Genomic DNA, 26,983 nt, shown 5'->3' with positions numbered 1-26,983 from the left:
ATCTAATTCAAAAAAATGACAAAAGACATATTTCAGACAAAATGATGTCAATAATACGTCAAAAATCAGCTGAATTTACTATGCAGGTATATTATACAATTCGATTAACGGATAAAACACTACTGAAATAGTGAAAAGGTAAATTTTATGAGAAAGTTCTTTTGTAATTATCTTGAAAACTGAAAATTTATATTTTCTAAAAGTACATAAACAAATTTATCTTTCTATATTTCTAAGATTTGAGTTGTTTTATTCATACAACTCAATTGAAATTACGATATAAAAAATTATGAAGGAAGTGATTGTAGTATGGAAACGCTCGAATTGGCACGAATACAATTCGCCTCAACAACGATTTTCCATTACTTTTTTGTTCCGCTGTCTATTGGTTTAGCTTTTATCATTGCGTTAATGCAAACGTTATACGTGGTAAAGGGACAAGAAATTTATAAGAAGATGACGAAGTTTTGGACACAAATATTCCTAGTTAACTTTGCGGTAGGTGTAGTAACTGGTATTTTACAAGAATTCCAGTTTGGCATGAACTGGTCAACATATTCACGTTTCGTGGGTGATGTGTTTGGTCCATCACTTGCAATTGAAGGCTTATTAGCATTTTTCATAGAGTCTACATTCCTAGGTTTATGGGTATTCGGTGAGGACAAATTACCGAAGCGAATTCACTTGTTATGTATTTGGCTCCTTTCAATTGGAACAATGTTATCAGCATTTTGGATTTTAACTGCAAGTGCATTTATGCAATCGCCAGTAGGATATGAAATGGCAGCAGATGGACGTGCACAAATGAATGATTTCTTAGCGATTATTCAAAACCCACAATTATGGGTACAATTCCCGCATACAATTACAGCAGCAATTGCAACTGGTGCATTCTTTATTGCAGGTGTGAGTGCATGGAAAATAACGAAAGCTCAAGAAACTGAAGTGTTTAAAAAATCGTTCCGCATTTCTATCATTGTTGGAACACTTACAACTGCGCTAGTATTATTCTTCGGTCATGCGCAAGCACAACAATTAATTAAGACACACCCAATGAAAATGGCAGCAGCTGAAGCGTTATGGAATACGAGTGAGGATCCAGCTCCATTTACAGTATTTGCGAAAATTGATGCAGAGAAGCAAGAAAACTCGTTTGAAATTCAAATCCCTTATATGCTAAGTCTTTTATCATTTGATAAATTTAGCGGTCAAGTAGAAGGGATGAATCAAATTCAAAAGCAATATGAAGAAAAATATGGGCCTGGAGATTATATTCCGCCAGTACACACTATGTTCTGGAGTTTTAGAGCGATGGTAATGAGTGGAACATTTATGCTTCTTCTAGGAGCGTACGGATGGTTCTTATCAAGAAAAGATCGATTAGCTGAAAAAAATTGGTATTTAAAATTAATGGTGTATGCAATTGCACTACCGTTTATCGGTAATACAGTAGGATGGATTATGACTGAAATGGGACGTCAGCCTTGGGTAGTTTTCGGTGTTATGAAAACGGAAGATGCTGTATCTCCAAATGTTACGTTCGGAGAAGTATTATTCTCTTTAGTTTCATTCACATCACTATATTTAATTATAGGAGGAATTACTGTTTACTTATTCGTTCGTGTCATTAAAGGACATGAGAATAAGAAAACGAAACAGGATTCTCAAAGCCATGATCCATTTGATAAGGAGGAAGAGTATGTTATCTCTTAATGAGTTGTGGTTTATCATTATTGCAATTTTATTCGTAGGCTTCTTTGTACTTGAAGGATTCGATTTCGGTGTAGGTATAGTTTCAAGGTTTTTAGGGGAAAACGATTTAGAGAAAAGAATATATTTAAATACAATTGGTCCATTTTGGCACGCGAATGAAGTATGGCTTGTTTGTGCTGGTGGGGCTATGTTCGCAGCATTCCCGCACTGGTATGCAACTTTATTTAGCGGGTTTTACATTCCGTTTGTATTTATGCTTCTTGCTTTAATTATAAGAGGGGTTTCCTTTAAATTCCGTGCGAAAATAGACAATCATAAATGGAAAGGTTTTTGGGATTGGGGTATGTTTTTAGGAAGTTTACTACCGCCTGTTCTTTGGGGCGTTGCCATTGCTAACTTTATGGTAGGTATTCCAATTGATGAAACGAAAAATGCTGTAGGTGGATTCTTACCATTACTTCATCCATTTGCATTACTTGGAGGAGTTATGTTCCTTCTGCTATGTATTGTTCACGGATTGCAATTCCTTACTATACGTACAACTGGTAAGTTAAGAGAACGTGCACGTATTGCTGCGTTGAAAATTGCACCGCTTGCAATTATAGCACTTCTTATTTTTGCCGGTGTAGGGTTATGGAAAACAGATATTTTCACTGGTCATGGTACAGAGTGGATTATGGTTCCGATTGGAGCTTTTGTAGCATTATGTGCGTCAACATTATTAAATAAAAGAAGAAGAGATGGTTGGGCTTTCGTTATGACGAGTTTAACAATCATTTTACTAAGTGCGAGTGTGTTTGCCGGCATGTTCCCACGTGTCTTAATTAGCTCGTTAGGGTCAATATACGATTTAACAATTTATAATGCAGCATCAGGAGATTATGCACTAAAACTGATGACGTATTTTTCAATTGCTATATTGCCATTTGTTTTGGGAAGTCAAATATGGAGTTTCTATGTGTTTAGACAACCTGTTAAGTCAGATAAAGATTTGGAGTACTAATGAAAAGAAAAAGAGGACTTCCGTCGTATCCTGGTAGCCGAGTTTTATATGTAGTGTTAACAATCATTAGCATTTTAGAAGCTGTAAGTATTATTGCGCAAACAGTGTTTTTAGCACGGGCTATTACGTTTTTATTTCAAGGAGAAACTGTGCAATCTGTGTTAAATGAAACGGTTTATTTTGGAATCACGTTTGCAGTACGTCATATGCTAGTGCGAATATCGCAAATATTAGTGGAACGTTTCGCTGAAAAAACAGGATCGCTACTGAGAAAACAATTAATAGAGGCGTATTTCACATTAGGTCCACGTTATGTTCAAACTGCTGGAACTGGTCATCTGGTTACCTTATCGATAGAAGGTATTGAGAAGTTTAAAACATATATAGAATTAACAATTCCTAAAATGATTAGAAGTAGTATCGTACCGGGACTAATTGTACTATATGTTTTTACGCTAGATATTGAGTCTGGAATCATTTTAGTTGTAACGATTCCTATCGTGATTATATTTATGATCCTACTAGGATTAGCAGCGCAAAAGATGGCGGATAGTCAGTATGAGTCGTATCGTGTACTTTCTAATCATTTTGTAGATACGTTAAAAGGATTAGAAACATTAAAGTATTTAGGTAAAAGTAAACAGCACGAAGGAAAGATTGAAAAAGTAAGTAAAAGATATAGAAAAGCAACGATGCGTACTTTGCGAGTTGCTTTTCTTTCTTCTTTTGCATTAGATTTCTTTACGAGTTTATCAATCGCATTTGTGGCGGTCGGATTAGGGATACGTTTAATAGATGGGACAATTGTACTATTGCCAGCCCTTACGATTTTAATTTTATCTCCGGAATATTTTCTGCCGATTAAACAAGTTGGAGCGAATTATCATGCTACATTAGATGGACAACTTGCAATGGAGCAAATAGAAGAGATTTTACAGCAACAAAAAGAAATAGGAAAGAAAGAATCAAATGTAGGTCTAATATGGAATTCCGCTAGTAACTTGAAATTACAAGATGTAAAAGTAAAGAATGATGAATCTGAGAAAGCTATATTAGAGGGAATTGATTTTACTTGGGAAGGCATTGGCGCTATAGGTGTAATTGGTGAAAGTGGGGCAGGGAAATCGACGTTAATTGATGTATTAGCAGGATTTTTAACTCCTTCGGGTGGAAAGCTGATAGTAAATGGTGTGGAAATTGACGGGGATACCCGCGAAGATTGGCAAAAGAATATTGCTTATATTCCGCAGCAACCTTATATTTTCCCGCTTTCATTAAAAGATAACATTTGTTTCTATGAAACAAATACAACTGATGCAGAAGTGGAAAGAGTTATTAATGAAGTTGGTCTTCGTTCACTCGTTACATCGCTTCCGAATGGGATGTATGAAAGAATTGGAGAAGGTGGACGTATGCTTAGTGGCGGGCAAGAACAACGTGTCGCTATGGCGCGTGCACTTTTAAGCAAAAAGCCAATCATTCTATTAGACGAGCCTACAGCACATCTTGATATTGAAACTGAATTTGAAATAAAGCAAGCGATGTTACGTCTGTTTGAAGGTAAGCTAGTATTTCTTGCAACACATCGTCTTCACTGGATGAAACAGATGGATCATATTCTTATTTTAAATAAAGGGGAAATGATAGAAAGCGGAACGTATGAAGAACTTTTAAAGAATGAGGCATTACATTTTCACAGGAAAGAGAGGGGATAGAGATGAGTAACTGGATTAAACCTTATATACAGCAAAATAAAGGTAGAATGACTTTAACTATTTTCCTTGGTCTTCTTGGAGTTAGTTCAGGTGCAATGTTACTTTTCATTTCAGGTTATTTAATCTCTAAATCTGCTCTTAGACCAGAAAATGTAATGGCTGTATATGTTCCTATCGTTGCAACACGTGCGTTTAGTATAGGACAAGCGGTATTTCATTATTTAGAGCGTTTAGTTGGACACGATGTCGTACTACGCATATTAGAAAAGATGAGAACGAAACTATACAGAATAGTAGAACCGCAGGCGTTATTTTTTCGCTCACGATTTCAAACGGGCGATATGTTAGGTATATTATCCGAAGATATAGAGCATTTGCAAAACCTATATTTACGTACAATATTTCCTAGTCTATTAGCATTAGTTGTATATAGCATATTCGTACTTGTTATCGGTGCATTTGACGTAGTATTTGCACTTATTGCAGCATGTATGTTGGCTATTATCGTTTTTCTTCTTCCGTTTGTATCATTACTTTTAATGAAGCAGCATCATGTTACTTTAAAGCAAGGAAGAAGCCGTTTGTATCAACAACTAACAGACGCTGTTTTTGGGTTATCTGATTGGCAAGCAAGTGGTAGAAAAGATGAATTCATTGATAAGTATGTAGAGCAAAATGCTCAGTTGTTAAAAACGGAAAAAAGAATGAAGCGCTGGAATCATATTCGGGACAGTATCATTCAATTAGTAGTGGGGATTGTAGTTATTTCAATGATCATATGGACTGGAAATGAGGCGGCAAGTGAACAGATTGCACCTACCGTTATTGCGGCTTTCGTCTTAATGACGTTATCAGTCACAAACGCGCTTATTCCTCTTTCAGATGCCATCGATCGAATTCCATCATATGTAGAATCTGCTCATCGTCTAAATAAAGTAGAAGCTAATGATGTTTTACAGGATGAAAAGGAATTACATGAGGATAAAGATTATGTTGCATCAAAACATATAGACATTGAATTAAATAATGTATCGTATCGTTACCCAGATAGTAATGAATTTGTATTGAAAGAAGTATCACTGCAAATAAAGGCAGGAAAGAAAATCGCCATTTTAGGAAGAAGTGGAACAGGAAAATCTACTTTGTTAAAATTGTTAGCAGGTGCGCTAAGCCCGTTACATGGTGAAGTTTTATTGAATAGTGAACATGCTCATACGAATCTTTTATCAAAATATATTTCTGTATTGAATCAAAAGCCGCATTTATTCGATACGCCAATTGGAAATAATGTGCGAATCGGTAAACCAGAGGCTACGGATGAAGAGATATGGATAGCTTTAGAGAAAGCACAATTAGCTTCGCATATAGCTTCTCTTCCAGATGGATTGCAAACAAAAATGCATGAAATGGGGAAAAGGTTTTCTGGTGGAGAAAGACAACGGGTTGCTTTTGCTAGAACGCTAATGCAAGAGGCTCCAATTATTGTACTTGATGAACCTACGATTGGCTTAGATCCAAAGACAGAATTATCTTTAATAGAAACAATGTTTTCTGCAACAGAAGAAAAGACTGTTATTTGGATTACACACCACCTTGTAGGAATTGAACATGTAGATGAAGTTATATTCCTTGATCGTGGCCAAATTGTGATGCAAGGCAGTCATGAACAACTTCTGAAAGAAAACGAGAAGTATCGTAAGCTGTATGAGTTAGATAAAGGAATATAGTTTGAATAAGTAATAATTGTAAAATAGCTAAGCCTAATGGTGCAGCTATTTTTTTGTTAAGAAATATATATTCTTTTTAAGGTATAGATTTATCTCGCTATTTGCAGGGCAAGATCCGGCTGATGTGAGGAAGTTAGGCGGGAGATTAACTGTACGTAAAAGTCCGATTGGTGAGGGGGATAATCAGAAGGGATGGAGAAGCCCCCCTGATTAAAGTTTCGTTTTATTTGTCTTACATTATTTTATGATAGAAATCAAATGTATAAAAAACAGTTAATCAAATGCTTAAATTATTGAATATGTATATTTTGGAGTGAAAAGTAGGATATTTTGTTATGGGCTTGCATAAAAGTATAAAGGTTTCATACGGTTTAAGTAATGTGATATTATGTCGCGTATATAAATAATATGCGAAAAGGTGGAGGGAAAAGATGGGGAATCGTTTTGAAAAAAGTGAAGAGGCGATAGATCGAATTCCGTTGGTAAGTGTATTAATTCCTACTTATAATCGTCCTGGCTACTTTGAAAAAGCATTGTGTAGTGTATTACAACAAACATATTCTAATATAGAAATTATTGTTGGAGATGATAGCACGAATGACGAAACGGAAAATGTGTTACAAAAATACTTATGTGATCATTCAAATATTATTTATATAAAAAACAGGTCAACTCTCGGACAATTTGAAAATGCGCTAATGTTATTTAATGAAGCGAACGGTGAGTATATAAATTTTTTAATGGATGATGATATATTTCATATGAATAAAATTGAAAAAATGATGAAGTATTTTTTCAATGATTTAGATAATGAAATCAAGCTTGTAACATCTCATCGTCAAGTAATTGATGATAAAGGGAAAGAACTACGACATATTTATTCAACTGTCCGTTTATTTGAAGAGGATACGATTATAGAGGGAACAGAACTAGGAAATAGGGTAATTGTGGATCAAAAAAATTATATTGGAGAACCGACAACAGTTTTATTTCGTAAAAATGATTTACAAGAACCGTATGGGATTTTTGATAAGAGAAGGTATCTATGTAATGTAGATATAGCCTCATGGTTATCTTTATTAAGTAAAGGAAAAGCAGTATACATAGCGGAGACACTTAGTTACTTCCGATTACATTCAGGTCAACAGTTGAATGAATCTAATAAACTTATGGATGGAGTAGAGGATTTTTCACATAGTATTATAGTTGGAGAAAAGTATGGTTTTTTATCTACTGAAAAAGAGTTATATAAAGCGATAACTAATTTCCTAGACTATGCAAAAAAATTAGTTCCATCATCAATATTATATACATTAGACTATTACCGAAAAATTAAGCGAAAGGAAATAAATATAGAAAAGAAAAAACAGTATCGGAATAACAACTCTCATTTACCGAAAGTCAGTATACTCATTCCTGCCTATAATAAACCCCATTACTTGGAATTAGCTCTCAAAAGTGCTTTGAATCAAACATATGAAAATATCGAAATAATAATTTCTGACGATAGTATAAACGGTGAAATTCAAGCGATGATCCAACCATATTTAAGTGAATATGAATGTATTACATATGTTAAAAATAAACCTCGATTAGAAGCAGAGAACTTTAATAAGTGTATAGAACTTGCAAATGGAGATTATATAAACTTTTTATTAGATGATGACTTATTTCATCCTGAAAAGATTAAAAGAATGATGAACTGTTTTTTTAGTCTAGAAAACATTTCGTTTGTGACGTCATATCGTGAATTAATTGATGAGAATGGAAAAGTATTATCACCATCAACATTGAATATGAAAATTGCCAAAGAAACTACACTTTTTGAAGGGAAAGAATTAGGGGATTATATGTTAAAAAACTTAAAAAATGTAGTTGGTGAGCCTACAACAGTTCTATTTAATCGAAAATTTTTGGGAGGGGATTTTGGGTGTTTTAAGGGGAAGGCTTACTCTGCTATTAATGACATTGCAACATGGCTAGATATGATGAAGAAAGGAAAAGTAGTTTATATAGAGGAACCCCTTAGTTATTTTAGACAACATAGTGGGGAAAATCAAAAACAAATGCAATTTACATTAAAGACAATTGAAGAATGGATTGAATTAATAATAGATGCATATAATAGTGGGTTTTTAAATTGTGAGCAAGATTATAAAGAGTGTTTAACTAATTGTTTGGAAAATACGGTTTTAATAATTAAGGATGTGGTAAAAAATAGTCAATTAAATCAAATTGATAATGAAAAGATAGAGAAGGAACTAAATAAGCTAGTTAATCGTATATTTGAGAAAGAAGTCTGCTATTGTCAATTTTGCAATCAACAATTTGAAAAATTTTCTCCTTGGCCAGAACATTACGCTTTTCCAAAATACAAATTCGAGATGTGGAATAAAGATACGGGGATTTGTCCGGTATGTGATTCGATGGACCGTGAAAGGTTATATCGTGTATATATTGAAATGGAAACGGATTTATTAAGTGAAAATGATACTATGCTTCATATTGCACCAGAAGCGAAGTTAAGAAGTTGGTTTGCTCAGTATAAAAATATTATATATGTGTGTGGAGATATTGAACCAAAGGATCCATTAATGCAGGAAATTGATGTTACTAGAATTCCATATGAAAATGATACATTTGATGTGATTTTATGTGGTCATGTATTACAGTACGTTCAAGATGATGAAAAAGCGATGAGAGAGTTATATAGAGTATTAAAAACAAATGGATGGGGAATTATTCAAGCTCCAATCGTAATGAATGTAGATATTATTATAGAGAATGAATTAATTTTAACGCCAAAATTGAGAAAATTAGCTTTTGGTCATGAAGAACATGTAAGAATTTATAATCAATCAGGATTTATACAACGATTAATGAATGTAGGATTTAAGGTGGAATTGTATAACATAGCTGAAAAACAAGGAATGAAAAGTGCGAGGAAATTTGGTTTATCTGAAACTGATGTACTCTATATTGTCCGGAAATGAAGAATTGAGGGGAATTGAAATAATTCGTATAATACGGATTATGGACAATTAAATCAAAGTTTTGAAGAAGCATTAAACTTAAAAAAAAGAATTAATGCTTCTTATTTTAATTATAGAGCGATGTGCAACTTATTTTTTTGTTTTAAATTTAGCTGACAAAGGCAATACTGAGCCATAGTGAATGTAAAGTTGGAGGGCGAGTGTATATGTTTGAAGAGGATGGAATTGTTTTAATTATGGAGCCTGCTGATGAAAGAAACTTGAGAAGATTTATTTTTTCAGTGCCAAAGTCAGTGTATGAAAAGAAGGGGCTTACATTAAGCTATGGAGCAGCTATAGGACAAGGGTATATGGATATAATTGAAGATATTATTAGCGTACATATAGAAATAGATGTTGTAACGATAATAGGGCATGTGAGAGGTTAAATAGCTATTTGAAAAAGATTTAGCTAGAAGTTATGATAAAGAAGATTACAGACAAGTATAATGACGAAGGGAGTCTAAAATGAAAATCAAATCAATTTTATTAGTATGTATGGTTTCAATTGGTTTAATGGGGTGTTCACTAGTAGAGCAAGGAAAGAACTCCATAGATTATGCTCAAAAAGCGACAGACTATGTAAATGAAATAAGTGCATTTGCAAATGATGCACCAGCATTAGCTGAAAAGGCTGTTAATGATAGTGAGGCTCGAAAAGAATTAGAAACGAAGCTTAGTGAAATTAAACAAGATATACCCGCTTTCAATGAATTAACACCACCTGATGTAGCAAAGGATCTTCATCAGCAAATCGTCGGATATAACGAAAAGTTAAATACATTAATTGATACGGCAATGACGAAGATAGAAGAAGGAAAAGTGGATGTAGAGCAATTTAAAAACTCTGAGCTTATGCAGACGATTGATCAAGTTCGTGAGTTGAAAGAGAAGGTTCAAAATTTAGGACAATAATAAAAAGCTCCGTTTTGTGATGAACGGAGCTTTTTTATGTTTTCTAATGGAAAGTTTATAATATTTTCTTCCTATAATATAGGCGTTTTTTATATCTTCCATTTTTCTAAAATATGTATTGTTTTATTGGTTACATCCATGTTCACTTGAACACCTATCGGCATAGTGATCATCGGGTGGGTATGACAACAATCAAAGTCAGCTAATAAAGGAATGCTTTGGTTTTGCAGTACTTCTAATAATATTTCGTACGGTTTGCGCTTTGTACCACAATCATCAAATTGCTCATGTTTTCCAAGAAGTATACCTGAAACTTTATCAAATACACCGTTAATTTTAAGTAATGAAAAGCTTCTTTCAATAGTAGCTGCATCTTTTGAACTATCCTCAATAAATAAAATATCGCCTTCTTGAATGCTTGGCATATAAGGGCTACCCAAAATTCCTTGCATTGTATTTAAGTTCCCACCAATAATACGTCCAGTAGCTTGTCCATTTGTTACGGAAATCCAATTATTTGGTCTAAGTTCTTTTTCTTTCGTTTTCACTTCCCAATTAATAAATTCATCTGACCAAAATAAAGGCTGTTTTATGTTGTAAGGAAGCGATTGATCATGTAGTAATGTTTCTACAAAATATTTGTATGTATAATCTACAAAAGGCTCAAATTCTCCAAAGGAGGGGACGAGTGCCGGACCGTAAAATGTAGGGATTCCTGTTTTGGCATAAATCCCTAGCAATAAAGCTGTTGCATCTGAATAGCCAATCATTATTTTAGGATTATTTTGAAAAGCATCATAATCAATATAAGGTAATAAGGAATTGGAATTCATACCGCCAATTGTTGATATAATACAAGATACATTAGGATTCCTTATTAAAGCATTCAGTTCCTCGGCACGCTCTTGTATACTGCCAGAGCGATAATAATCATATCGACCTGTTAGTGAACCTTCTAATATGTGAAATCCTTTCTGTTGTAAATAAGATTTCGCTCGTTCAAATCTTTTAGGAGAAGTGTAGGTTGCTGGTGAAGAGGGCGAATAAATGCCGATTGTGTCTCCGTATTTTAATGTTTTTGGAAGTAGCATTGTAAGAATCCTTTCTATTAAGTAGTTAAATTACGACAATATAACATTGAATATTCTTATATTTTGGTATTTTAATTGTAACATAAATGTATTAGATGAATAAATATGCTTTTTGCCTTGACGATATAAAGTAATTATTGTTATGGTTAAACGTGAGTGTATAAAAGGTTTGCTAAAGGAGTTTTGAAATGAAGCGGTTAAAATGGGGAAGGCTGACGATCCTAGTAGTCATTATTTTAGGGATATGTTGGTTCTTATTCCAAGGAACTCAAAAGAGTGCAACAAATATAGAGGGACAACCTTTACAAGTGGCAGAACTACCTCAAACAGGATTAGCTGAAAAAGTAGTGCCACCAAAGTACATACCACCGGAAATTGATGCAAAAGCAGCTATGATTATCGATGCGAGTAATGGAGATATTATTTATCAACATAATGAAAATGAAGCTTTTGCGCCAGCAAGTATGTCTAAGATGATGACAGCGTACCTTCTATTAGAAAATGTACATAATGGGAAAGTTCGCTGGGAAGATCCAGTGAAAATGAGTGCGAAAGCGGCACAAACAGAGGGTGCGAGAATCCCAGTCCAAGTGAATGACACATTAACTGTAAAAGATTTGTACCATGCATTAATGATTGAATCAGCAAATAATTCGGCTGTAGCTTTAGCTGAACATATGGCAAAAACAGAGAAAGATTTCGTTCAGCTTATGAATGAAAAAGCAAAGCAGTTAAAAATGTCCGATTATGCTAAATTCGCAAATGCGTCAGGACTACAAGAACCTGATGGAAGTGAGACGAAGATGACAGCTGCTGATGTAGCAAACTTGGCGTATCATCTAATAAAAGACTATCCAGAAATATTAGAAGTGACTCACTTACGTCAAAGTCAGTTAGCATTTAATAATATTAATGTTGCAAGTACAAATGATATGTTAAACAAAAATAATAAAGCTTTATATATAGAAGGAATAGACGGATTAAAAACAGGATTTACAGATAGCGCGGGGTATTGTTTTACGGGTACAGCAAAACAAGGTGATACTCGTATTATTACTGTTGTAATGGGAACGAAAGGTAAAACGAAGCGTTTTACAGAGACGAACAAGCTAATGTCTTATGCATTTGGCTTAGTTAATTAAGTGAAATACTGAGTTGGATCATCATATAAGAAAGGCAATTTGTTGTTACTTATTATCGGTAACAATAAATTGCCTTTTTATTGTTAGCATTAGGAAGTAAAAAGGTGAAAAATGTGAGTGTTATTATTTGAGTTTATTATTGTTTGTTGATAGTCTAAAGTTAGAAGCTTATTAATGATAAGTTTTAAGAGGCGGAATATGATGTATACATATGAAAAAGCCTCAAATGAAAATTGGAGGGAATTATGATGGCAAAAGATTTTTACACAGCAATTGAAGACAGAAGATCTATTTACGCGATTAGTAAAGAGCAAGTAGTTTCTGATGAAAAAATTCAAGAAGTGATTTATCATGCTGTAAAACATACACCTTCAGCTTTTAACTCTCAGAGCGCCCGCGTTGTCGTCTTGCTAGGAGAACAACATGATAAGTTATGGGATATTACGAAAGAAACGTTACGAAAAATTGTACCTGAAAATAACTTTGCATCTACTGAAGAAAAAATGAATGCATTTAAAAGTGGTTATGGAACGGTTTTATACTTTGAAGACAGTCAAGTAGTGGAAGAACTGCAAGAAAACTTTGCATTATACAAAGAGAATTTCCCAACGTGGTCACAGCAATCCTCAGGAATGTTACAATTTGCAATTTGGACAGCTTTAGAAATTGAAGGATTTGGTGCTACATTGCAGCATTACAATCCATTAATTGATGAAGAAGTGAGAAAAGAATGGGAAGTTCCAGAAAATTGGAAACTTACTGCACAAATGCCGTTTGGTAAACCGGTGGTACCTGCAGGTGAAAAAGAATACCACCCTTTAGAAAACCGTGTGAAAATTTATAAATAATGTAGGAATGATAAAGTGAAACTTTAATCAGTGGGTGAGTTGTTCATCCCCCACTGATTATCAGCCCACACCAATCGGGCTTTTACGGGCAGTTGATCCCCCACCTAACTTCTTTGCTTTCGCTGAATTTTGAGGTGGGAGTCTTACTGCCCGTTAATGCGGGATAAAAGGTGAACAGGGATACAACCTGTTCACCTTTTATAAGTAATAAGGATTTTTTTGATAGGAATTTTTCATCTGATTTTTTAATTCGTTTTTACGTGTTTCAATAGTTGATATTTTTTGTAAGGTAATAATTGAAACGAATTGAAAAAAAGCATAGTACAATTCTATATTTTTATTTATAGGATCCTCTATTATGTTTTTCATAAATATACCTCCTTTTTTTATCCCATTATTTGCGGGCAATACGACTTCCATCTTAAAATTCAATATACCGACCTGTAAAAGTTCGATAGGTTTCAGTGTAGGGTAAATAAAATATGTATTGGTTAAAATACTACTATATATATAATAATGTAAATATCCTAGAAATTCCATAGTTAGTGAAAAGTGGGTAGTGGAGTGTGTATTTTCGTCAAATTAGAACAGAATTTTTGGAGTTAAATCTTACAAATCGTCAAATCTTTTATAAACGATAGATAGTATCGGAAGAAACTTTCTGAAAATATTATACTATTGATAAAAAAAGTATTTTTTGTCATGATAAGAGTATGCTTCATGGAAGGGACTTTACTAGGAAATACATTCTTTGCATTGGATTAGATGAATAGAGTTTTTCAAAGTGGATAGAAAATGTATATTAAGATAATGAATGAAATGTCGAATTTTCAATGAAATACATAAGAGAATTGAAAAAAGCATTGCAAAAATACTAAGTTTAATGGTAAAGTTCACATGAAGTTCACGCGGAATTCACTTCATTCGTTTAAAATGAACTCTGTGTGAAAAAAAAAAACTCTTGTTAAAAAATGGAACTTAATGAATATTTTACTTTGATAATATTGTAATGTATTAAGTTTATAAGTTTTTTTAAGAGGATAGTAGGGAAAGGAAGTAAAGACAACTTATGAAAAAAGTAATTGCAGGTTTAGCAGCAGCTTCTGTAGTGGGTGTTGCAGTTCCAGGTATGGATTCTGCTCAGGCACAAGTTTCAAATGAGGCGCTAAAAGAAATTAATGGACAAACTCAAACTCAAACGACTGTAACTGAAACAAAAAAGGTAGAAACAACTTCTGAATTAAAATACACGGTAACAGCTGATGTATTAAATGTACGTTCAGGTGCTGGTACAGGACATAACGTTATTTCTAAAGTGAAATCAGGTCAAGTATTACAAGTAATTGGACAAGAAAACGGTTGGTTCAAAGTAACTGTAAACGGTCAAACTGGTTATGTAAGTGGTGACTTCGTAACGACTGGTGGTAAAACAGGAACTACTGTTCAACAAGGAACTGGTACTTACACAGTAAACGTTTCTTCACTTAACGTACGTACAGGCCCAAGTACATCTCATACAGTATTAGGCTCTGTAAATAAAGGTAAAACAGTACAAGTTGTAGGTGAAGTACAAGATTGGTTTAAAATCAACTTCAATGGTGGAACTGGATACGTAAGCAAAGACTTCGTAACAAAAGGTGGTTCTGCTGTATCTAACGAAACAAAACAACCAACTACAAACAACAATACTACTACAGTTCAAACTGGTGGTTCTTATGTTGTTAACACTGGTGCTTTAAAAGTACGTACAGGCCCAGCTACATACAACGCTGTAATCGGTGGCGTAACAAACGGTACAGTATTAAACGTTACTGGTGCTGAAAATGGTTGGTACAAAATTAACCATAACGGCCGTACAGGTTACGTAAGCGCAGACTTCGTTAAGTTTGTAAAAGGCGGAGTAAACAACGTTACGAATAACAATAACAATAACGTTACAAATAACGTTCAACAACCAGGTAAAGACGTACAAAAACCAACAACAGGTGGAGATACATCTTCAATCGCTGGATTCGCTAGATCTTTAAATGGTTCACCATACAGAACTGCTGGTACAACACCTGCTGGTTTTGACTGCAGTGGATTCATTCACTACGTATTAAATCAAACTGGTCATAAAGGCGCTCGTCAAACAGTTGCTGGATACTGGAGCTCTAAAACAAAAACTAGCAATCCACAACCAGGTGATTTAGTATACTTCCAAAATACTTATAAATCAGGTCCTTCTCACATGGGCGTTTACTTAGGAAACGGTCAGTTCATTAGTGCAGAAACTGATGCAACTGGTGTACGAATTAGTTCTGTAAGTAACTCTTACTGGAGCAAGCACATGTTAGGTTACACAAAAGCATACTAAGAAAAAGTAGTTTATATACTTTTCGTATAGAGAAAAGGCTTTCCAGGGAAACTTGGGAAGCCTTTTTATAGTTGAATAAATTGGGAATGTAGTAGTTTTTACTGTAACTTTCCATTTAAAAATCGAGCATATAGGTCATGAAAGTAGTTCGGGCGAAATAAGTTTGCTGCATGTCCTGCAAGCGGTATTTCTTTATATAAAACGTTAGGAAGAATGGATTTCAAATCAAAAAGACAAGATTTATAGAGATGATCATGTTCACCCATTACCCATAGAATAGGGTGGGGAAGTGATTTTAATTTAGATTTTAAATCGAATTCTAAACGATGCCGTAATGATTGGGCAATAATTGATGAATGTAATTGCAATCCGAAACGGTAATAAATATTTCTTGAAATGACTGCGAACGGATTTGCCTTTAATATGCCACTTGGAAAAATAGTATTTGCGTATTGAGAGAGCCATTTAGAGTAATCGTCTCCTCGCTTCTCCCAAAACTTTTGAAATACGTTATATAAAAGGGAAGGGTTATTATAATGTCCACCAATATGACAAATGCTCAAAACTTTTTCTGGGTGCATTTGTGCAAAAATTGTAGAGATATAACAGCCGTAGCTTAAAGCGCAAATATGGGCCTTTTTAATGCCTTCTTTTTCGTATAAATTCAATAATTGATCTACGAGACGCTGTAATGAAAATTCGATAGCTTCTCCTTTATCGTCGCCGTGACCTAATAAGTCATAAGTAATAATGTTGTAAGAGGCGGAAAATCGTTTATGCTCTTTTTTGAAGGCACGACGATTGCCAACTAATCCATGAATAAAAATGATTGTTTCTTTTTCGGAATGTATACTTGTTTGCAAAAAGGATACTCCTTTCAATAACGGGAGATTTATATAGTATCGTAAATTGGTTATTTATAATTCACATAGAATAATATTTAGTACTAGGTAATAATATCAGATGTTTATATCTGTTGTAAAGATGCGTTTTTATGTATATTTTGTAAAAATAGAAAAAGTGTGTTTACATTCAGTTTACATTCGTATTGTATTCTATTTTTAGAAAGAACAGTTTGGTTTAACACGAGGAGATGAACAGGAATGGAAGTTAGAAATGAGATGAAGAAAAAAGGGAGCTGGAGGCAGTTTTTACGCCTTATTCAAGATACAAATCCTCCGAAAGGGATTCTTGCTTTTGCATTATTAATGAGTTTGCTTTCTACGGGAGCGAGTTTATTTATTCCGATGTTAACGAAGGGGTTAGTAGATAATTTTTCACTTTCTTCAATTAGTACAGGGCAAATTGTTGGGCTAGTTGCATTCTTTATTATGCAAACTATAGCTGCAGGATTGTCTATATATTTATTAAATTATATTGGACAGAAGATTGTAGCTGGGCTGAGAGAACGTTTGTGGAAAAAGGTGCTTATTTTACCGGTAACTTATTATGATCAAAATAGAACAGGCGATACAATTAGTCGTATGACAAATGATACAGGAGTTGTGAAAACGTTAATTTCTGAGCATTTGTCAAATTTATTAACAGGCGGTATTTCAATTGTTGGATCATTAATTGTATTATTTGTTTTAGATTGGAAAATGACACTTTTACTTTTAACGGTTATTCCATTATCAGTACTCATTTTAGTTCCGCTTGGACGAAAAATGTATAAGATTTCAAAAGCACTTCAAGATGAAACAGCATCTTTTACTAGTGTATTAACACAAGTGTTATCAGAAATTCGTTTAGTGAAATCTTCGAACACAGAAAAAAAGGAATATGAAACTGGAAATAAAGGTATTGAAAAGCTATTACAATTTGGTTTGAAAGAGGGAAAAGTGCAAGCGTTAATTTCACCAGTTATGTCGTTTGTTTTAATGGCATTGCTTGTTATTATCGTAGGGTATGGTGGAATGCGAGTTTCTAGCGGTGCATTAACAACAGGAGAACTAGTAGCGTTTATTTTATATTTAGTTCAAATTATAATGCCAATGAGTCAATTATCTATGTTCTTTACACAATTTCAAAAGGCGATTGGTGCAACGGAAAGAATTAATACGATTTTAGAATATGAAGTAGAAGATCATGAAACTGGTGTGAAGGTCACAAATGCTAAGCAGCCGATCGTTCTTGAAAATGTACATTTCGAGTATAACGAAGAAGAGCAAGTTTTAAAGAATATTGATTTCACAATTGAATCAGGAAAAGTAACAGCAATCGTAGGACCAAGTGGTAGCGGGAAAACGACGTTATTCTCACTATTAGAACGTTTTTACGAGCCAACTAGCGGTGCTATTAAATTAGGAAAAGAATCAATTACGAGTTATTCATTGCAATCATGGCGACGTCAAATCGGTTACGTATCACAAGATAGTCCATTAATCGATGGGACAATTCGCGATAATATTTGCTACGGTGTTGAGGGTGAAGTGACAGATGAAGAAATTGAAAAAGTAGCAGCGATGGCATATGTTGATGCATTTATTCATGATTTGCCAAACGGATACGCAACAGAAGTTGGAGAACGTGGTGTGAAGCTTTCAGGAGGGCAAAGACAACGAATTGCGATTGCTCGAGCGTTACTTCGAAATCCACAAATTCTTATGTTAGATGAAGCAACTTCCAGTCTAGATAGTAAATCAGAGTCTGTCGTTCAGAAAGCGTTAAATAACTTAATGAAAGGCAGAACAACATTAGTTATTGCACATAGACTTTCTACTGTTGTGGATGCAGATAAAATTATCTTTATAGAAAAAGGGAATCTTACAGGAAGCGGTACACATGATGAATTATTACAGACACATGATATGTATCGTGAATTTGCAACGCAACAATTGAAAATTAAAGAGGGCGTATTATAAAATGAATCATCAGTGGGGTTTTTACTCCACTAATGATTCATTTTTAAAAGTTTTATAAAGGATGCGAATTAGAAAGGAAGTGGTTTCTTTGATACCTAACATTTTAATAGTGGACGATGATCCGCATATTAGAGAACTTGTTTCTGTATTTTTAGAACGAGAAGGTTTTCAAACATATGAGGCAATTGATGGACTAGATGCACTTCAGAAAATAGACGAAGTAAAAGTTGATATGGTTGTTCTTGATATCATGATGCCAAATATGGATGGATTTGATGTATGTTTTGAATTAAGGAAGTACTATGATATTCCAATTTTGATGCTAACTGCTAAAGGGGAAACGTCTCAAAAAGTAAAAGGATTTCACCTTGGCACCGATGATTATCTTGTAAAACCATTTGATCCTATAGAACTAGTAGTGAGAGTTAAGGCGTTATTGAAACGTTACCAAATTACAGTGTCGCAATCGATTCAAATTGGGAATGTACTGTTAAATCGTAAAACATTTGAAGTTACAGCCGGAGAACAAACAGTCACATTACCGCTAAAAGAATTCGAATTGCTCTTTACTTTAGGTTCTAAAGCAGGAAGAACTTGTTCGAGAGAGCAGTTAATTGAAGATGTATGGGGATATGATTTTGAAGGGAATGAACGTACACTAGACGTTCATATTAATCGACTACGTGAGAAGTTTCAAGAAGAGAAGTCGAAGTTTAGTATTAAAACGATAAGAGGATTAGGGTATCGCTTAGAGGTAAGTAAATGAGGAAAAAAAACGAATGAGTAAGTTGAAGATGTTGAAAGTAACGGGAGCGGTATTAGCGCTTTTTTCTTTTCTCACTATAATTTGGTCTATCGCATTTTATGTAGCAACTAGTATATTGAATGCTTTTGAAGTAAACGTATCGTCGTTTGTGGCCTTTCTAATTAGTGATATGGTCGGTTTTGTATTTATTGTTCTTATCTGGACATTGATTGGGATATTAATGAGACCAAAACGAGAGGCAATGATTTGGACTATTATTGAACCGATACAAAAAATTGCAAAAGGAGACTTCTCCGTAAAAATACGAAATGAAGAAAAGTATGATGGAGAAATTGGTGTACTCGTAAAAAGTATAAATGATATGACAGATGAACTGAATGCGATGGAGAAAATGCGCCAGGAATTTGTATCGAATGTTTCTCATGAAATACAGTCACCTTTAACTTCTATAAAAGGATTTGCTAGAGCACTACAAGATAACAATCTTTCGGAGGAAAAAAGAAAGCATTATCTTACCATTATTGAAACGGAAACGACGAGATTATCTAAACTAAGCCAAAATTTACTGAAACTAACTCTTTTAGAGTCAGAGGAGTATACACCAGAAAAAGCGACTTATCGATTAGATCAACAGTTAAAGCAAATTGTGTTAAATAGTGAACCGCTCTGGGCTGAAAAAGAAATTGAATTAGACCTTGATTTAGAAAAAGTGCATATAACTGCCGATCAAGAAAGTATGAGTCAAGTGTGGATTAATTTAATTCATAATAGTATTAAATTTACTCCAAGTCGTGGCACAATTACAATTCAGTTACAAGAACATGAGAAATTCGTAGAAATACGTATTCGTGACACTGGAATTGGTATATCTGAAAAACAGAAACAACATATTTTTGAGCGTTTTTATAAAGCGGACTCTTCACGAAATCGCACTTATGGAGGAAGTGGATTAGGTTTAGCTATCGTAAAAAAGGTACTCGACCTTCATCAAGGAAAAATAAAAGTCGAGAGTGAAGAGGGGAATGGGACAGAATTTATTGTTTGTATTCCAAATTCTGAAGAGAAATAGTGTTAGGAGGATATCTTCTAACACTATTTCTCTTTAAAAATACATTTTCCATTACTGCAACTATATTGATAAGCTTTTCCTTCGTTATTCATACGGTATGAATAATCTGATTTTTTATCTTTCTTAAAGTCAACATATGCTTCTGCACCGTTTTTATCATTATCGATATCAATGAATTGAACGTAGCGTATAGAATAATCTTTCTTTTCACTTAAACCTCTTTTTTGCAGGTTTGTATGAATACCGTCTACTAACTCGTCAAACAATGACCAGTTTAAATTAAGACTTTCAAATGACTCAGTATGTCTTCCTAAAATGCTGTTGTCTTGTATTATTTTCTTATTCTTATCGTATGTATAAGAGTATGTAAAATAAGGTTCGTCTTTATATACGACCTCTGCATAATAGCCGATATTATAAATGAGAGTATATTTTCCGGTTATGCTTTGTATTTCTTTTTGCTTATAGCCTTTTATAGTATAGAGGTAGTCGCTAGTATCTTTTTCTATTACTTTATAATGTAATGGATTACCAAATATAAAGTACATAGCCAAAAATATGATACATAGTCCGACTGCAGTTAGTGATAAGAACCATTTTTTTCTTTTCATACACATGCACTCTCCTATGCAGGATTTATTTTTATTTTACATGAATTATGGAAAAAACATGAGACTTATCAATAAAAACTTTCCATAGTTACCTATAAGTAACCTACGCACATGAAAGTGCATCATTGCCTTTTTACATAAACATAGATACAATTTTAATATAGTACATAACTGAGATGATTAAGGAGTGTTATACTTGGCAGAATTATTACAAGGCAAAAATGCTTTAATTACAGGAGCAGGTAGAGGGATTGGTCGTGCTGTAGCGATCGCATTAGCGAAAGAGGGCGTAAATGTCGGTCTTTTAGCTCGTTCAGAAGAAAACTTAAAAGCTGTAGCGAAAGAAGTAGAAGCAGAAGGCGTAAAAGCTGTTATTGCGACTGCTGATGTTTCTTCATATAAAGAAGTGACTACTGCAATTGAAACGTTAAAAAATGGTTTAGGATCTATTGATATTTTAATTAATAACGCTGGTATTTCTAAATTCGGTAAGTTTTTAGAATTAGACGTTGCTGATTGGGAAAAAATCATTCAAGTAAACTTAATGGGTGTATACTATGCAACTCGTGCAGCTTTACCAAGCATGATTGAACAACAATCTGGTGATATTATTAACATTTCATCTACAGCAGGACAAAAAGGTGCACCTGTAACAAGTGCATATAGCGCTTCTAAATTTGGTGTTCTTGGCTTAACAGAATCGTTAGCGATGGAAGTTCGCAAACATAACATTCGTGTAACAGCTCTAACCCCAAGTACAGTAGCAACTGATATGGCTGTAGATTTAGGATTAACTGACGGAAACCCAGATAAAGTAATGCAAGCAGAAGATATTGCAGAATTTATCGTAGCGCAGCTGAAATTAAATAAACGTACATTTATTAAATCAGCAGGACTTTGGTCTACTAATCCTTAGGGGATAAATTTATAAACAAAAGAAGGGATATCTATTCTGTAATGGAGTAGATGTCTCTTCTTTATTTTTTGTGTATGAGACGGAATTTTCGGTATAATTAAGAGTGAATGGTAGAAAAGCATTGAGAAATTGAAGGGGATGGTATTTACATGAGTACGATTGAGAAATGGACGGCTGTTGATCAATATGTGAGTGATGTATTAATACCGAAAGATTCTACATTAGAAGAAGTTCTTCAAGCAAACGCTGCAGCTAATTTACCAGCACATGATGTATCGCCAACGCAAGGGAAGTTTTTGCAACTATTAGTACAAATTCAAGGAGCTCGAAACATTTTGGAAATTGGTACTCTAGGCGGATATAGCACGATATGGCTTGCAAGGGGCTTGCCATCTGAAGGCCGAGTTGTTACATTGGAAGCAAATGAAAAACATGCAGAAATTGCACGTAACAATATTGAGCGTGCCAATTTGAATGATAAAATTGAAGTACGAGTAGGATTAGCTTTAGATTCTTTACGGCAAATCGAAAATGAAAATTATGAACCATTTGATTTTATTTTCATAGACGCTGATAAACAAAATAACCCTACCTATTTTGAGTGGGCACTGAAACTATCATGCCCTGGTACTATAATTATTGGTGATAACGTAGTACGTGAAGGAGAAGTTATTGACAATACGAGTAACGATCCTCGTGTACAAGGGATACGTCGCTTCTATGAATTAATAGCTGCAGAGCCAAGTGTAAGTGCTACTGCGCTTCAAACTGTAGGAAGTAAAGGATACGATGGGTTTGTAATGGCAGTCGTAAAAGAGTGATACGGTTCGAAAGTCTATTACATTTATAGTAGAGTTTAGGGGAGTGAGAGATAATGAATGAAGCAGCACAACAATACTGGGCGGAGTATTGGAAAGATGCTGAGATACCAAAATCGGTGAGTGCATGGAAATTTGGTGATACCGCAAATCGTCTTGCTAAGCAAGTAGTTGACGGAACGAAAACGGCAACTTGTTCTGCATATCTCTTCTATGAATTAAAGAATATACCGTTACCAACTGCAGAGGACTACTCTGTTATTTTGGATCACGATGAAAATCCGGTAGCAATTGTAAAAACAATTGAAGTAACAATATTACCTATGAATGAAATTACAGGAGAATTTGCAATTGCTGAAGGGGATGAAAGCTATAAAAATTGGAAGGAGATTCATGAAAGATATTTCAGAAGTAAATTGAATGAAGTGGGTCATGATTTTTCTGATGATATATTGCTTGTATGTGAACGATTTAGAAGAATAGATATAAAAAAATAGGAGGAGAGAAAATGAAAAAGATGTTTCAAAAATTATAACATGTATCGTGTACAACGCAGCTACCTCGTGGACCTCCAACATACTTGGAAATATAAGTTTATATAAAAATTGGAGGTAAGGAATAGATGAGAACTGAAAAAGAAATGTTAGACTTAATTATAAATACAGCAAAAGAGGATGAAAGAATCCGAGCAGTTATCATGAATGGATCACGTGTAAATCCAAATGTGAAAAGAGATTGTTTTCAAGACTATGATATTATGTATGTTGTAAATGATATACAATCTTTTACGTCTAATCATAATTGGATTCATAGATTTGGAGAAATAATGATTGTACAAATGCCAGAAGAAATGTCATTAATTCCAGCGGACGAAGACGGGAAATTTCCGTATTTAATGCAGTTTATGGATGGAAATCGAATTGATTTAACGCTCGTTCCATTTGATTTGATAAATAAGTTCGTTGGACAAGATAGTTTAAGTAAACTGTTTCTGGATAAAGATAATTGTATTGTTGAATTTCCACCAGCAAGCGATAAAGATTACTTAATAAAAAAGCCTACAGAAAAAGAGTTTTTAGATTGCTGTAATGAATTTTGGTGGTGTAGTACGAATGTAGGGAAAGGACTATGGAGAGAAGAACTTTCTTATGCGAAAGGGATGCTTGATGGTCCAGTACGAGATATGTTCATTGTAATGCTAGAATGGCATATTGGTATGAAAACAGACTTTACAGGTAATGCAGGAAAGTTTGGGAAGCATTTCGAGCAATATATTGAAAAAGATATGTGGGAGCAATTTAAAAGAACTTTTTCTAATGCAGAATATGAAAACATATGGGAGTCATTCTTTATCATGGGTAATTTATTTAGGGAAGTAGCGAATGAAATTGCTAACACATATGGATATCAATACCCGCAAGGTGATGATGACAGAGTGACAAGCTATTTAAAACATGTGAAAGCTTTGCCGAAAGATAGTACATCGATTTATTAATAATAGTAAGCAATAAGACTGTCCTAATTACGGACAGTCTTATTTTTGTTCATGAATAGGAATTTCTCTAACAAAGTGCAGATGAATCACATATGAAATTTTAGGGAGGTTTTTATCATGTATTATTTTTATTCACCAGAAATGTTTGCTCCATATGAATGGGGACTAGAACGAGATGTTTCGTACGCCTATATGCCATATCACTCATTTTATTATGGAGACTATATAAGCTCATTGCCATACGCATATATCCCTCAAAACTATGAAGTACAAATGAAAGCATATGAGCGTGGATCGTGGACACCATTTTCGTGGGTCGAAAAATATGCGTATGCATTTTCCGGACCGTACAATAAAGCGGAAGTCGCTCTTACATTTGATGATGGACCAGATTTAGAATTTACGCCAAAAATTTTGGATAAGTTAAAACAACATAATGTAAAAGCGACTTTCTTCTTGCTTGGTGAAAATGCGGAAAAGTTTCCGAATGTAGTAAAACGTATTGCGAATGAAGGGCATGTAATTGGTAATCATACGTATAGCCATCCGAATTTAGCGAAAGTAACTGATGCTGAGTACCGTAATCAAATTATAAAAACAGAAGAAATATTAAATCGTTTAGCTGGTTATGCACCGAAGTTTATACGTCCACCGTACGGTGAAATACTTGAAAATCAATTGAAATGGGCGACAGAGCAAAACTTTATGATTGTACAGTGGAGTGTTGATACGGTTGATTGGAAAGGAGTAAGCGCTGATACGATTACAAATAATGTGTTAGGGAATTCATTTCCTGGCAGTGTCATCCTTCAGCATTCAACCCCAGGTGGGCATTTACAAGGATCTGTAGAGGCGCTAGATAAATTTATTCCGCAGTTAAAAACGAAAGGGGCACGCTTTGTAACGCTGCCAAGTATGTTTCAAACATCGAAAGAGAGAAAATGAAGTGGAGTTTAAATCAGTCGGGTATTGTCAATCATCCACTATTAAGAATAGGACTCCCAAGTATTTTAAAATGGGAGTCCTATTTTGTTTATAAACTATTATTTTTTAGTAATTCTTTTCCTTGTTCTACAACGAATTCATAGTATGCAAGATCATATGGATAAATATCTTCAAATGTTATCGTTATCGGTTTATTGCTTAAAACAGAAATAGTTGTTAAAGATGCAATCTCTTTTTTTAATAGTTGTAAAAAAGAGGTTGCATGTACTTTCATCACATCGTCTACTTCTTCAGCTGGTGCAAATGGAAGTGGATTGATGACATTGTGAAAATACATATGACAAAATTCACGATCAGTAAGATTTGAAATTTCATAATCTATTTTAAAAATTCCTTTGTATGCTAAATCAGCCGTTTGAAAAGAGAGTCCCAATTCTTCTTCGATTTCACGAAGGCCACCGATGTCTACTTTTTCATCATGCATAATATGTCCAGCTGAAGTAATATCCCATATACATGGAGCTTCTTTTTTATTTTTAGAGCGTAATTGGAAATATAAGAACATATCTTCAGCATCTTTTTCTACAAACCAACAATGAAATGTTTCGTGCCAATCACCGTCACGATGCACTTCATCACGCAATTTCTTCCCAAGTGTATTTCTTTCAGGATCAAATATTGTTAACCACTCTGTCATTTTAATTCCCCTTTCTGCAAATTTTATTATACAATATCTGTATTGAATTTTGGGAAAATAAAGAAAAATGGAGTGGTTAATAGTGGGGATAGAGAGTAAAGAAATAAAATCGATTATTTCAACAGAGGAAGAATTACGGAAAATATTGGGGCAACCAAATGAGAGAGCGTTAAAGAAAGTTATTTCATCATTAGACCACCATTGCGTAGATTTTCTGTCTAAATCTCCTTTTCTAGTATTATCTACTGCAAATAAATTAGGAGAGTGTGATGCTTCGCCGAGAGGAGACGCACCTGGGTTTGTATTCGTATTAAATAATAATCAAATTATCATTCCAGAAAGACCAGGTAACCGTCGTATAGATTCCATTTTGAACATTATTTCAAATCCATACGTAGGGTTACTCTTTTTTATTCCAGGCCTTGGGGAGACGCTTCGGATAAACGGCCGAGCGTATATTACAAACGACGAAGAGATATTGCAAGAAATGCAGGCGAATGGGCGCAATCCGTTACTTGGAATTGTCGTTGAAATAGAAGAGTGTTATATTCATTGTGCAAAAGCTTTTATCCGATCTAAGATGTGGGATCCAGAATCTTGGTTACATAAAAAAGAGTTACCTTCAGCAGCAAAAATGTTGCTGGAGCATGCGAAAGTAAATACTTCTGAAGAAGATGTTGCACGTTCTTTAGAAGAAAGTTATACGAAAAGATTGTATTGAAAAAACTTTATAGATATAGTTTTGTAAGGTGAATATGTACACATTTTAGAATGTGATATTCATATAAGAATCGTTGATTTACAAACTGGAGAAATAACAAAATAGGTAAATCAAGTGGTAGTTGCATAATGCTATTTTGAAATACAATAAAAAATGATTTTGAAAATAGTTAGTAAAAATAGGCTTGCTTTTTAAAAAGTTGATAACTATAATAAGTTAACAAATAGACATGAACGAAAAGTAACGATAAGGATATGAAATCATTTTTACGGTTTACAGAGAGGGAAGCCAAGGGTGTGAGCTTCCTAACACGAGAAATGATTTTACCACCTTTGAACTTCAATAGTGAACGAGTAATCTAGTAATTATTGACGGAATCAGCCGTTATCTGAACTTGAGCAATCTAGAAGGAAATAAGTCTGGATTGGAACAAGGGTGGAACCACGAAAACACATTCGTCCCTTTCCTAGGGATGAGTGTGTTTTTTTATGGAATTAGAGATTGAAAATTAAAAATAATTAAAAAATAGTATTGATTTT

The 26,983-nt window shown here is 34.1% G+C and carries 24 protein-coding genes and 1 other annotated feature; of the genes, 19 read left to right on the top strand and 5 right to left on the bottom strand.

Annotated elements, in window-relative coordinates; translation table 11 throughout:
* Positions 1-309 precede the first annotated feature (309 nt).
* The 7 genes from cydA to MNO09_RS21400 all read left to right on the top strand — a co-directional run bounded on the left by cydA (position 310) and on the right by MNO09_RS21400 (position 10,105).
* Entirely contained in the window at positions 310-1,713 is a 1,404-nt protein-coding gene (gene cydA / locus MNO09_RS21430) for a cytochrome ubiquinol oxidase subunit I (RefSeq protein ID WP_000448887.1), read from the top strand.
* Positions 1,700-2,716, top strand: coding sequence for a cytochrome d ubiquinol oxidase subunit II (cydB, locus tag MNO09_RS21425; protein WP_000950065.1), 1,017 nt, complete (start codon positions 1,700-1,702; stop codon positions 2,714-2,716). Before cydA ends, cydB begins: the two co-directional genes overlap by 14 nt.
* Complete coding sequence (gene cydD, locus MNO09_RS21420; RefSeq protein ID WP_000824081.1) at positions 2,716-4,431, top strand: thiol reductant ABC exporter subunit CydD; 1,716 nt, start codon at positions 2,716-2,718, stop codon at positions 4,429-4,431. Before cydB ends, cydD begins: the two co-directional genes overlap by 1 nt.
* 2 nt (positions 4,432-4,433) lie before the next feature.
* Positions 4,434-6,158, top strand: a complete 1,725-nt coding sequence (gene cydC / locus MNO09_RS21415) for a thiol reductant ABC exporter subunit CydC (RefSeq protein ID WP_088107108.1) — start codon at positions 4,434-4,436, stop codon at positions 6,156-6,158.
* A gap of 431 nt (positions 6,159-6,589) precedes the next feature.
* Positions 6,590-9,151 carry a glycosyltransferase gene (locus tag MNO09_RS21410; RefSeq protein WP_000528185.1) on the top strand — a complete coding sequence of 854 codons (2,562 nt, stop codon included), beginning with the start codon at positions 6,590-6,592 and terminating at the stop codon, positions 9,149-9,151.
* Positions 9,152-9,357: 206 nt separating this feature from the next.
* The gene (locus MNO09_RS21405) at positions 9,358-9,579 is read left to right on the top strand and encodes a hypothetical protein (RefSeq protein WP_000461289.1); all 222 of its coding nucleotides are present in this window, start codon (positions 9,358-9,360) and stop codon (positions 9,577-9,579) included.
* A 79-nt stretch (positions 9,580-9,658) separates the two neighbouring features.
* Positions 9,659-10,105, top strand: coding sequence for a DUF6376 family protein (locus MNO09_RS21400; RefSeq protein WP_000695196.1), 447 nt, complete (start codon positions 9,659-9,661; stop codon positions 10,103-10,105).
* An 89-nt stretch (positions 10,106-10,194) separates the two neighbouring features.
* Here the strand turns inward: MNO09_RS21400 and MNO09_RS21395 are convergent, their stop codons facing one another.
* Positions 10,195-11,196 (bottom strand): S66 family peptidase, encoded by a 1,002-nt coding sequence (locus MNO09_RS21395; protein ID WP_000926338.1) that lies wholly within the window; start codon positions 11,194-11,196, stop codon positions 10,195-10,197.
* A 188-nt stretch (positions 11,197-11,384) separates the two neighbouring features.
* On the opposite strand from MNO09_RS21395, the gene MNO09_RS21390 reads away from it, so the two are divergent.
* The gene (locus tag MNO09_RS21390; protein ID WP_000825882.1) at positions 11,385-12,338 is read left to right on the top strand and encodes a D-alanyl-D-alanine carboxypeptidase family protein; all 954 of its coding nucleotides are present in this window, start codon (positions 11,385-11,387) and stop codon (positions 12,336-12,338) included.
* A gap of 245 nt (positions 12,339-12,583) precedes the next feature.
* Positions 12,584-13,186: a nitroreductase family protein gene (locus MNO09_RS21385; protein ID WP_002096693.1), complete on the top strand. Its 603-nt coding sequence runs from the start codon at positions 12,584-12,586 to the stop codon at positions 13,184-13,186.
* A gap of 198 nt (positions 13,187-13,384) precedes the next feature.
* On the opposite strand, the gene MNO09_RS21380 is transcribed toward MNO09_RS21385, so the two are convergent.
* Positions 13,385-13,555, bottom strand: coding sequence for a hypothetical protein (locus tag MNO09_RS21380; protein ID WP_000789354.1), 171 nt, complete (start codon positions 13,553-13,555; stop codon positions 13,385-13,387).
* A 700-nt stretch (positions 13,556-14,255) separates the two neighbouring features.
* On the opposite strand from MNO09_RS21380, the gene entFM reads away from it, so the two are divergent.
* On the top strand, positions 14,256-15,542 hold the full coding sequence (gene entFM / locus MNO09_RS21375) for an enterotoxin EntFM (RefSeq protein ID WP_000755538.1): 1,287 nt from the start codon (positions 14,256-14,258) through the stop codon (positions 15,540-15,542).
* Between the two features lie 98 nt (positions 15,543-15,640).
* On the opposite strand, the gene MNO09_RS21370 is transcribed toward entFM, so the two are convergent.
* Positions 15,641-16,405: an alpha/beta fold hydrolase gene (locus tag MNO09_RS21370; RefSeq protein ID WP_001194960.1), complete on the bottom strand. Its 765-nt coding sequence runs from the start codon at positions 16,403-16,405 to the stop codon at positions 15,641-15,643.
* A 240-nt stretch (positions 16,406-16,645) separates the two neighbouring features.
* On the opposite strand from MNO09_RS21370, the gene MNO09_RS21365 reads away from it, so the two are divergent.
* From MNO09_RS21365 to hitS, 3 genes are all read left to right on the top strand, one after another.
* Positions 16,646-18,406, top strand: coding sequence for an ABC transporter ATP-binding protein (locus MNO09_RS21365; protein ID WP_000453875.1), 1,761 nt, complete (start codon positions 16,646-16,648; stop codon positions 18,404-18,406).
* An 88-nt stretch (positions 18,407-18,494) separates the two neighbouring features.
* Positions 18,495-19,172: an envelope stress response regulator transcription factor HitR gene (gene hitR, locus MNO09_RS21360; protein ID WP_000612742.1), complete on the top strand. Its 678-nt coding sequence runs from the start codon at positions 18,495-18,497 to the stop codon at positions 19,170-19,172.
* A gap of 13 nt (positions 19,173-19,185) precedes the next feature.
* Positions 19,186-20,241 (top strand): envelope stress sensor histidine kinase HitS, encoded by a 1,056-nt coding sequence (hitS, locus tag MNO09_RS21355; protein WP_000040217.1) that lies wholly within the window; start codon positions 19,186-19,188, stop codon positions 20,239-20,241.
* Between the two features lie 23 nt (positions 20,242-20,264).
* On the opposite strand, the gene MNO09_RS21350 is transcribed toward hitS, so the two are convergent.
* Complete coding sequence (locus tag MNO09_RS21350) at positions 20,265-20,858, bottom strand: DUF3139 domain-containing protein (protein ID WP_002096691.1); 594 nt, start codon at positions 20,856-20,858, stop codon at positions 20,265-20,267.
* 190 nt (positions 20,859-21,048) lie between these two features.
* Between MNO09_RS21350 and MNO09_RS21345 the strand changes: the two genes are divergently transcribed.
* From MNO09_RS21345 to MNO09_RS21325, 5 genes are all read left to right on the top strand, one after another.
* A complete protein-coding gene (locus MNO09_RS21345) occupies positions 21,049-21,768 on the top strand; it encodes a 3-ketoacyl-ACP reductase (protein WP_000818989.1) in 720 nt (239 codons plus the stop codon).
* A 149-nt stretch (positions 21,769-21,917) separates the two neighbouring features.
* Positions 21,918-22,589, top strand: coding sequence for an O-methyltransferase (locus tag MNO09_RS21340; RefSeq protein ID WP_000103840.1), 672 nt, complete (start codon positions 21,918-21,920; stop codon positions 22,587-22,589).
* A 53-nt stretch (positions 22,590-22,642) separates the two neighbouring features.
* Positions 22,643-23,083 carry an ASCH domain-containing protein gene (locus MNO09_RS21335; protein ID WP_001001034.1) on the top strand — a complete coding sequence of 147 codons (441 nt, stop codon included), beginning with the start codon at positions 22,643-22,645 and terminating at the stop codon, positions 23,081-23,083.
* Positions 23,084-23,208: 125 nt separating this feature from the next.
* A complete protein-coding gene (locus tag MNO09_RS21330) occupies positions 23,209-24,081 on the top strand; it encodes an aminoglycoside 6-adenylyltransferase (protein WP_001258525.1) in 873 nt (290 codons plus the stop codon).
* 117 nt (positions 24,082-24,198) lie between these two features.
* Positions 24,199-25,026: a peptidoglycan-N-acetylglucosamine deacetylase gene (locus MNO09_RS21325; protein WP_000291196.1), complete on the top strand. Its 828-nt coding sequence runs from the start codon at positions 24,199-24,201 to the stop codon at positions 25,024-25,026.
* An 88-nt stretch (positions 25,027-25,114) separates the two neighbouring features.
* Here MNO09_RS21325 and MNO09_RS21320 read toward each other — a convergent pair whose 3' ends face one another.
* A complete protein-coding gene (locus MNO09_RS21320; RefSeq protein WP_241950049.1) occupies positions 25,115-25,723 on the bottom strand; it encodes an NUDIX hydrolase in 609 nt (202 codons plus the stop codon).
* Positions 25,724-25,805: 82 nt separating this feature from the next.
* Between MNO09_RS21320 and MNO09_RS21315 the strand changes: the two genes are divergently transcribed.
* Complete coding sequence (locus MNO09_RS21315) at positions 25,806-26,444, top strand: pyridoxamine 5'-phosphate oxidase family protein (RefSeq protein WP_241950202.1); 639 nt, start codon at positions 25,806-25,808, stop codon at positions 26,442-26,444.
* Positions 26,445-26,678: 234 nt separating this feature from the next.
* Positions 26,679-26,910: a binding site (T-box leader), on the top strand.
* Positions 26,911-26,983: the final 73 nt, after the last annotated feature.

The organism is Bacillus sp. N5-665, assembly GCF_022637375.2.
Taxonomy (GTDB): Bacteria; Bacillota; Bacilli; order Bacillales; family Bacillaceae_G; genus Bacillus_A; species Bacillus_A wiedmannii.
The sequence above is the reverse complement of the archived record's forward strand: the minus strand, read 5'-3'. Positions and strand labels throughout refer to the sequence as shown.

What these genes read in the sequence shown, in the direction of transcription:
- cydA (WP_000448887.1), top strand. Translation starts at nt 310, where the DNA reads ATGGAAACGCTCGAATTGGCACGAATACAATTCGCCTCAACAACGATT.
- cydB (WP_000950065.1), top strand. Translation starts at nt 1,700, where the DNA reads ATGTTATCTCTTAATGAGTTGTGGTTTATCATTATTGCAATTTTATTC.
- cydD (WP_000824081.1), top strand. Translation starts at nt 2,716, where the DNA reads ATGAAAAGAAAAAGAGGACTTCCGTCGTATCCTGGTAGCCGAGTTTTA.
- cydC (WP_088107108.1), top strand. Translation starts at nt 4,434, where the DNA reads ATGAGTAACTGGATTAAACCTTATATACAGCAAAATAAAGGTAGAATG.
- MNO09_RS21410 (WP_000528185.1), top strand. Translation starts at nt 6,590, where the DNA reads ATGGGGAATCGTTTTGAAAAAAGTGAAGAGGCGATAGATCGAATTCCG.
- MNO09_RS21405 (WP_000461289.1), top strand. Translation starts at nt 9,358, where the DNA reads ATGTTTGAAGAGGATGGAATTGTTTTAATTATGGAGCCTGCTGATGAA.
- MNO09_RS21400 (WP_000695196.1), top strand. Translation starts at nt 9,659, where the DNA reads ATGAAAATCAAATCAATTTTATTAGTATGTATGGTTTCAATTGGTTTA.
- MNO09_RS21395 (WP_000926338.1), bottom strand. Translation starts at nt 11,196, where the DNA reads ATGCTACTTCCAAAAACATTAAAATACGGAGACACAATCGGCATTTAT.
- MNO09_RS21390 (WP_000825882.1), top strand. Translation starts at nt 11,385, where the DNA reads ATGAAGCGGTTAAAATGGGGAAGGCTGACGATCCTAGTAGTCATTATT.
- MNO09_RS21385 (WP_002096693.1), top strand. Translation starts at nt 12,584, where the DNA reads ATGATGGCAAAAGATTTTTACACAGCAATTGAAGACAGAAGATCTATT.
- MNO09_RS21380 (WP_000789354.1), bottom strand. Translation starts at nt 13,555, where the DNA reads ATGAAAAACATAATAGAGGATCCTATAAATAAAAATATAGAATTGTAC.
- entFM (WP_000755538.1), top strand. Translation starts at nt 14,256, where the DNA reads ATGAAAAAAGTAATTGCAGGTTTAGCAGCAGCTTCTGTAGTGGGTGTT.
- MNO09_RS21365 (WP_000453875.1), top strand. Translation starts at nt 16,646, where the DNA reads ATGGAAGTTAGAAATGAGATGAAGAAAAAAGGGAGCTGGAGGCAGTTT.
- hitS (WP_000040217.1), top strand. Translation starts at nt 19,186, where the DNA reads ATGAGTAAGTTGAAGATGTTGAAAGTAACGGGAGCGGTATTAGCGCTT.
- MNO09_RS21350 (WP_002096691.1), bottom strand. Translation starts at nt 20,858, where the DNA reads ATGTGTATGAAAAGAAAAAAATGGTTCTTATCACTAACTGCAGTCGGA.
- MNO09_RS21340 (WP_000103840.1), top strand. Translation starts at nt 21,918, where the DNA reads ATGAGTACGATTGAGAAATGGACGGCTGTTGATCAATATGTGAGTGAT.
- MNO09_RS21335 (WP_001001034.1), top strand. Translation starts at nt 22,643, where the DNA reads ATGAATGAAGCAGCACAACAATACTGGGCGGAGTATTGGAAAGATGCT.
- MNO09_RS21330 (WP_001258525.1), top strand. Translation starts at nt 23,209, where the DNA reads ATGAGAACTGAAAAAGAAATGTTAGACTTAATTATAAATACAGCAAAA.
- MNO09_RS21325 (WP_000291196.1), top strand. Translation starts at nt 24,199, where the DNA reads ATGTATTATTTTTATTCACCAGAAATGTTTGCTCCATATGAATGGGGA.
- MNO09_RS21320 (WP_241950049.1), bottom strand. Translation starts at nt 25,723, where the DNA reads ATGACAGAGTGGTTAACAATATTTGATCCTGAAAGAAATACACTTGGG.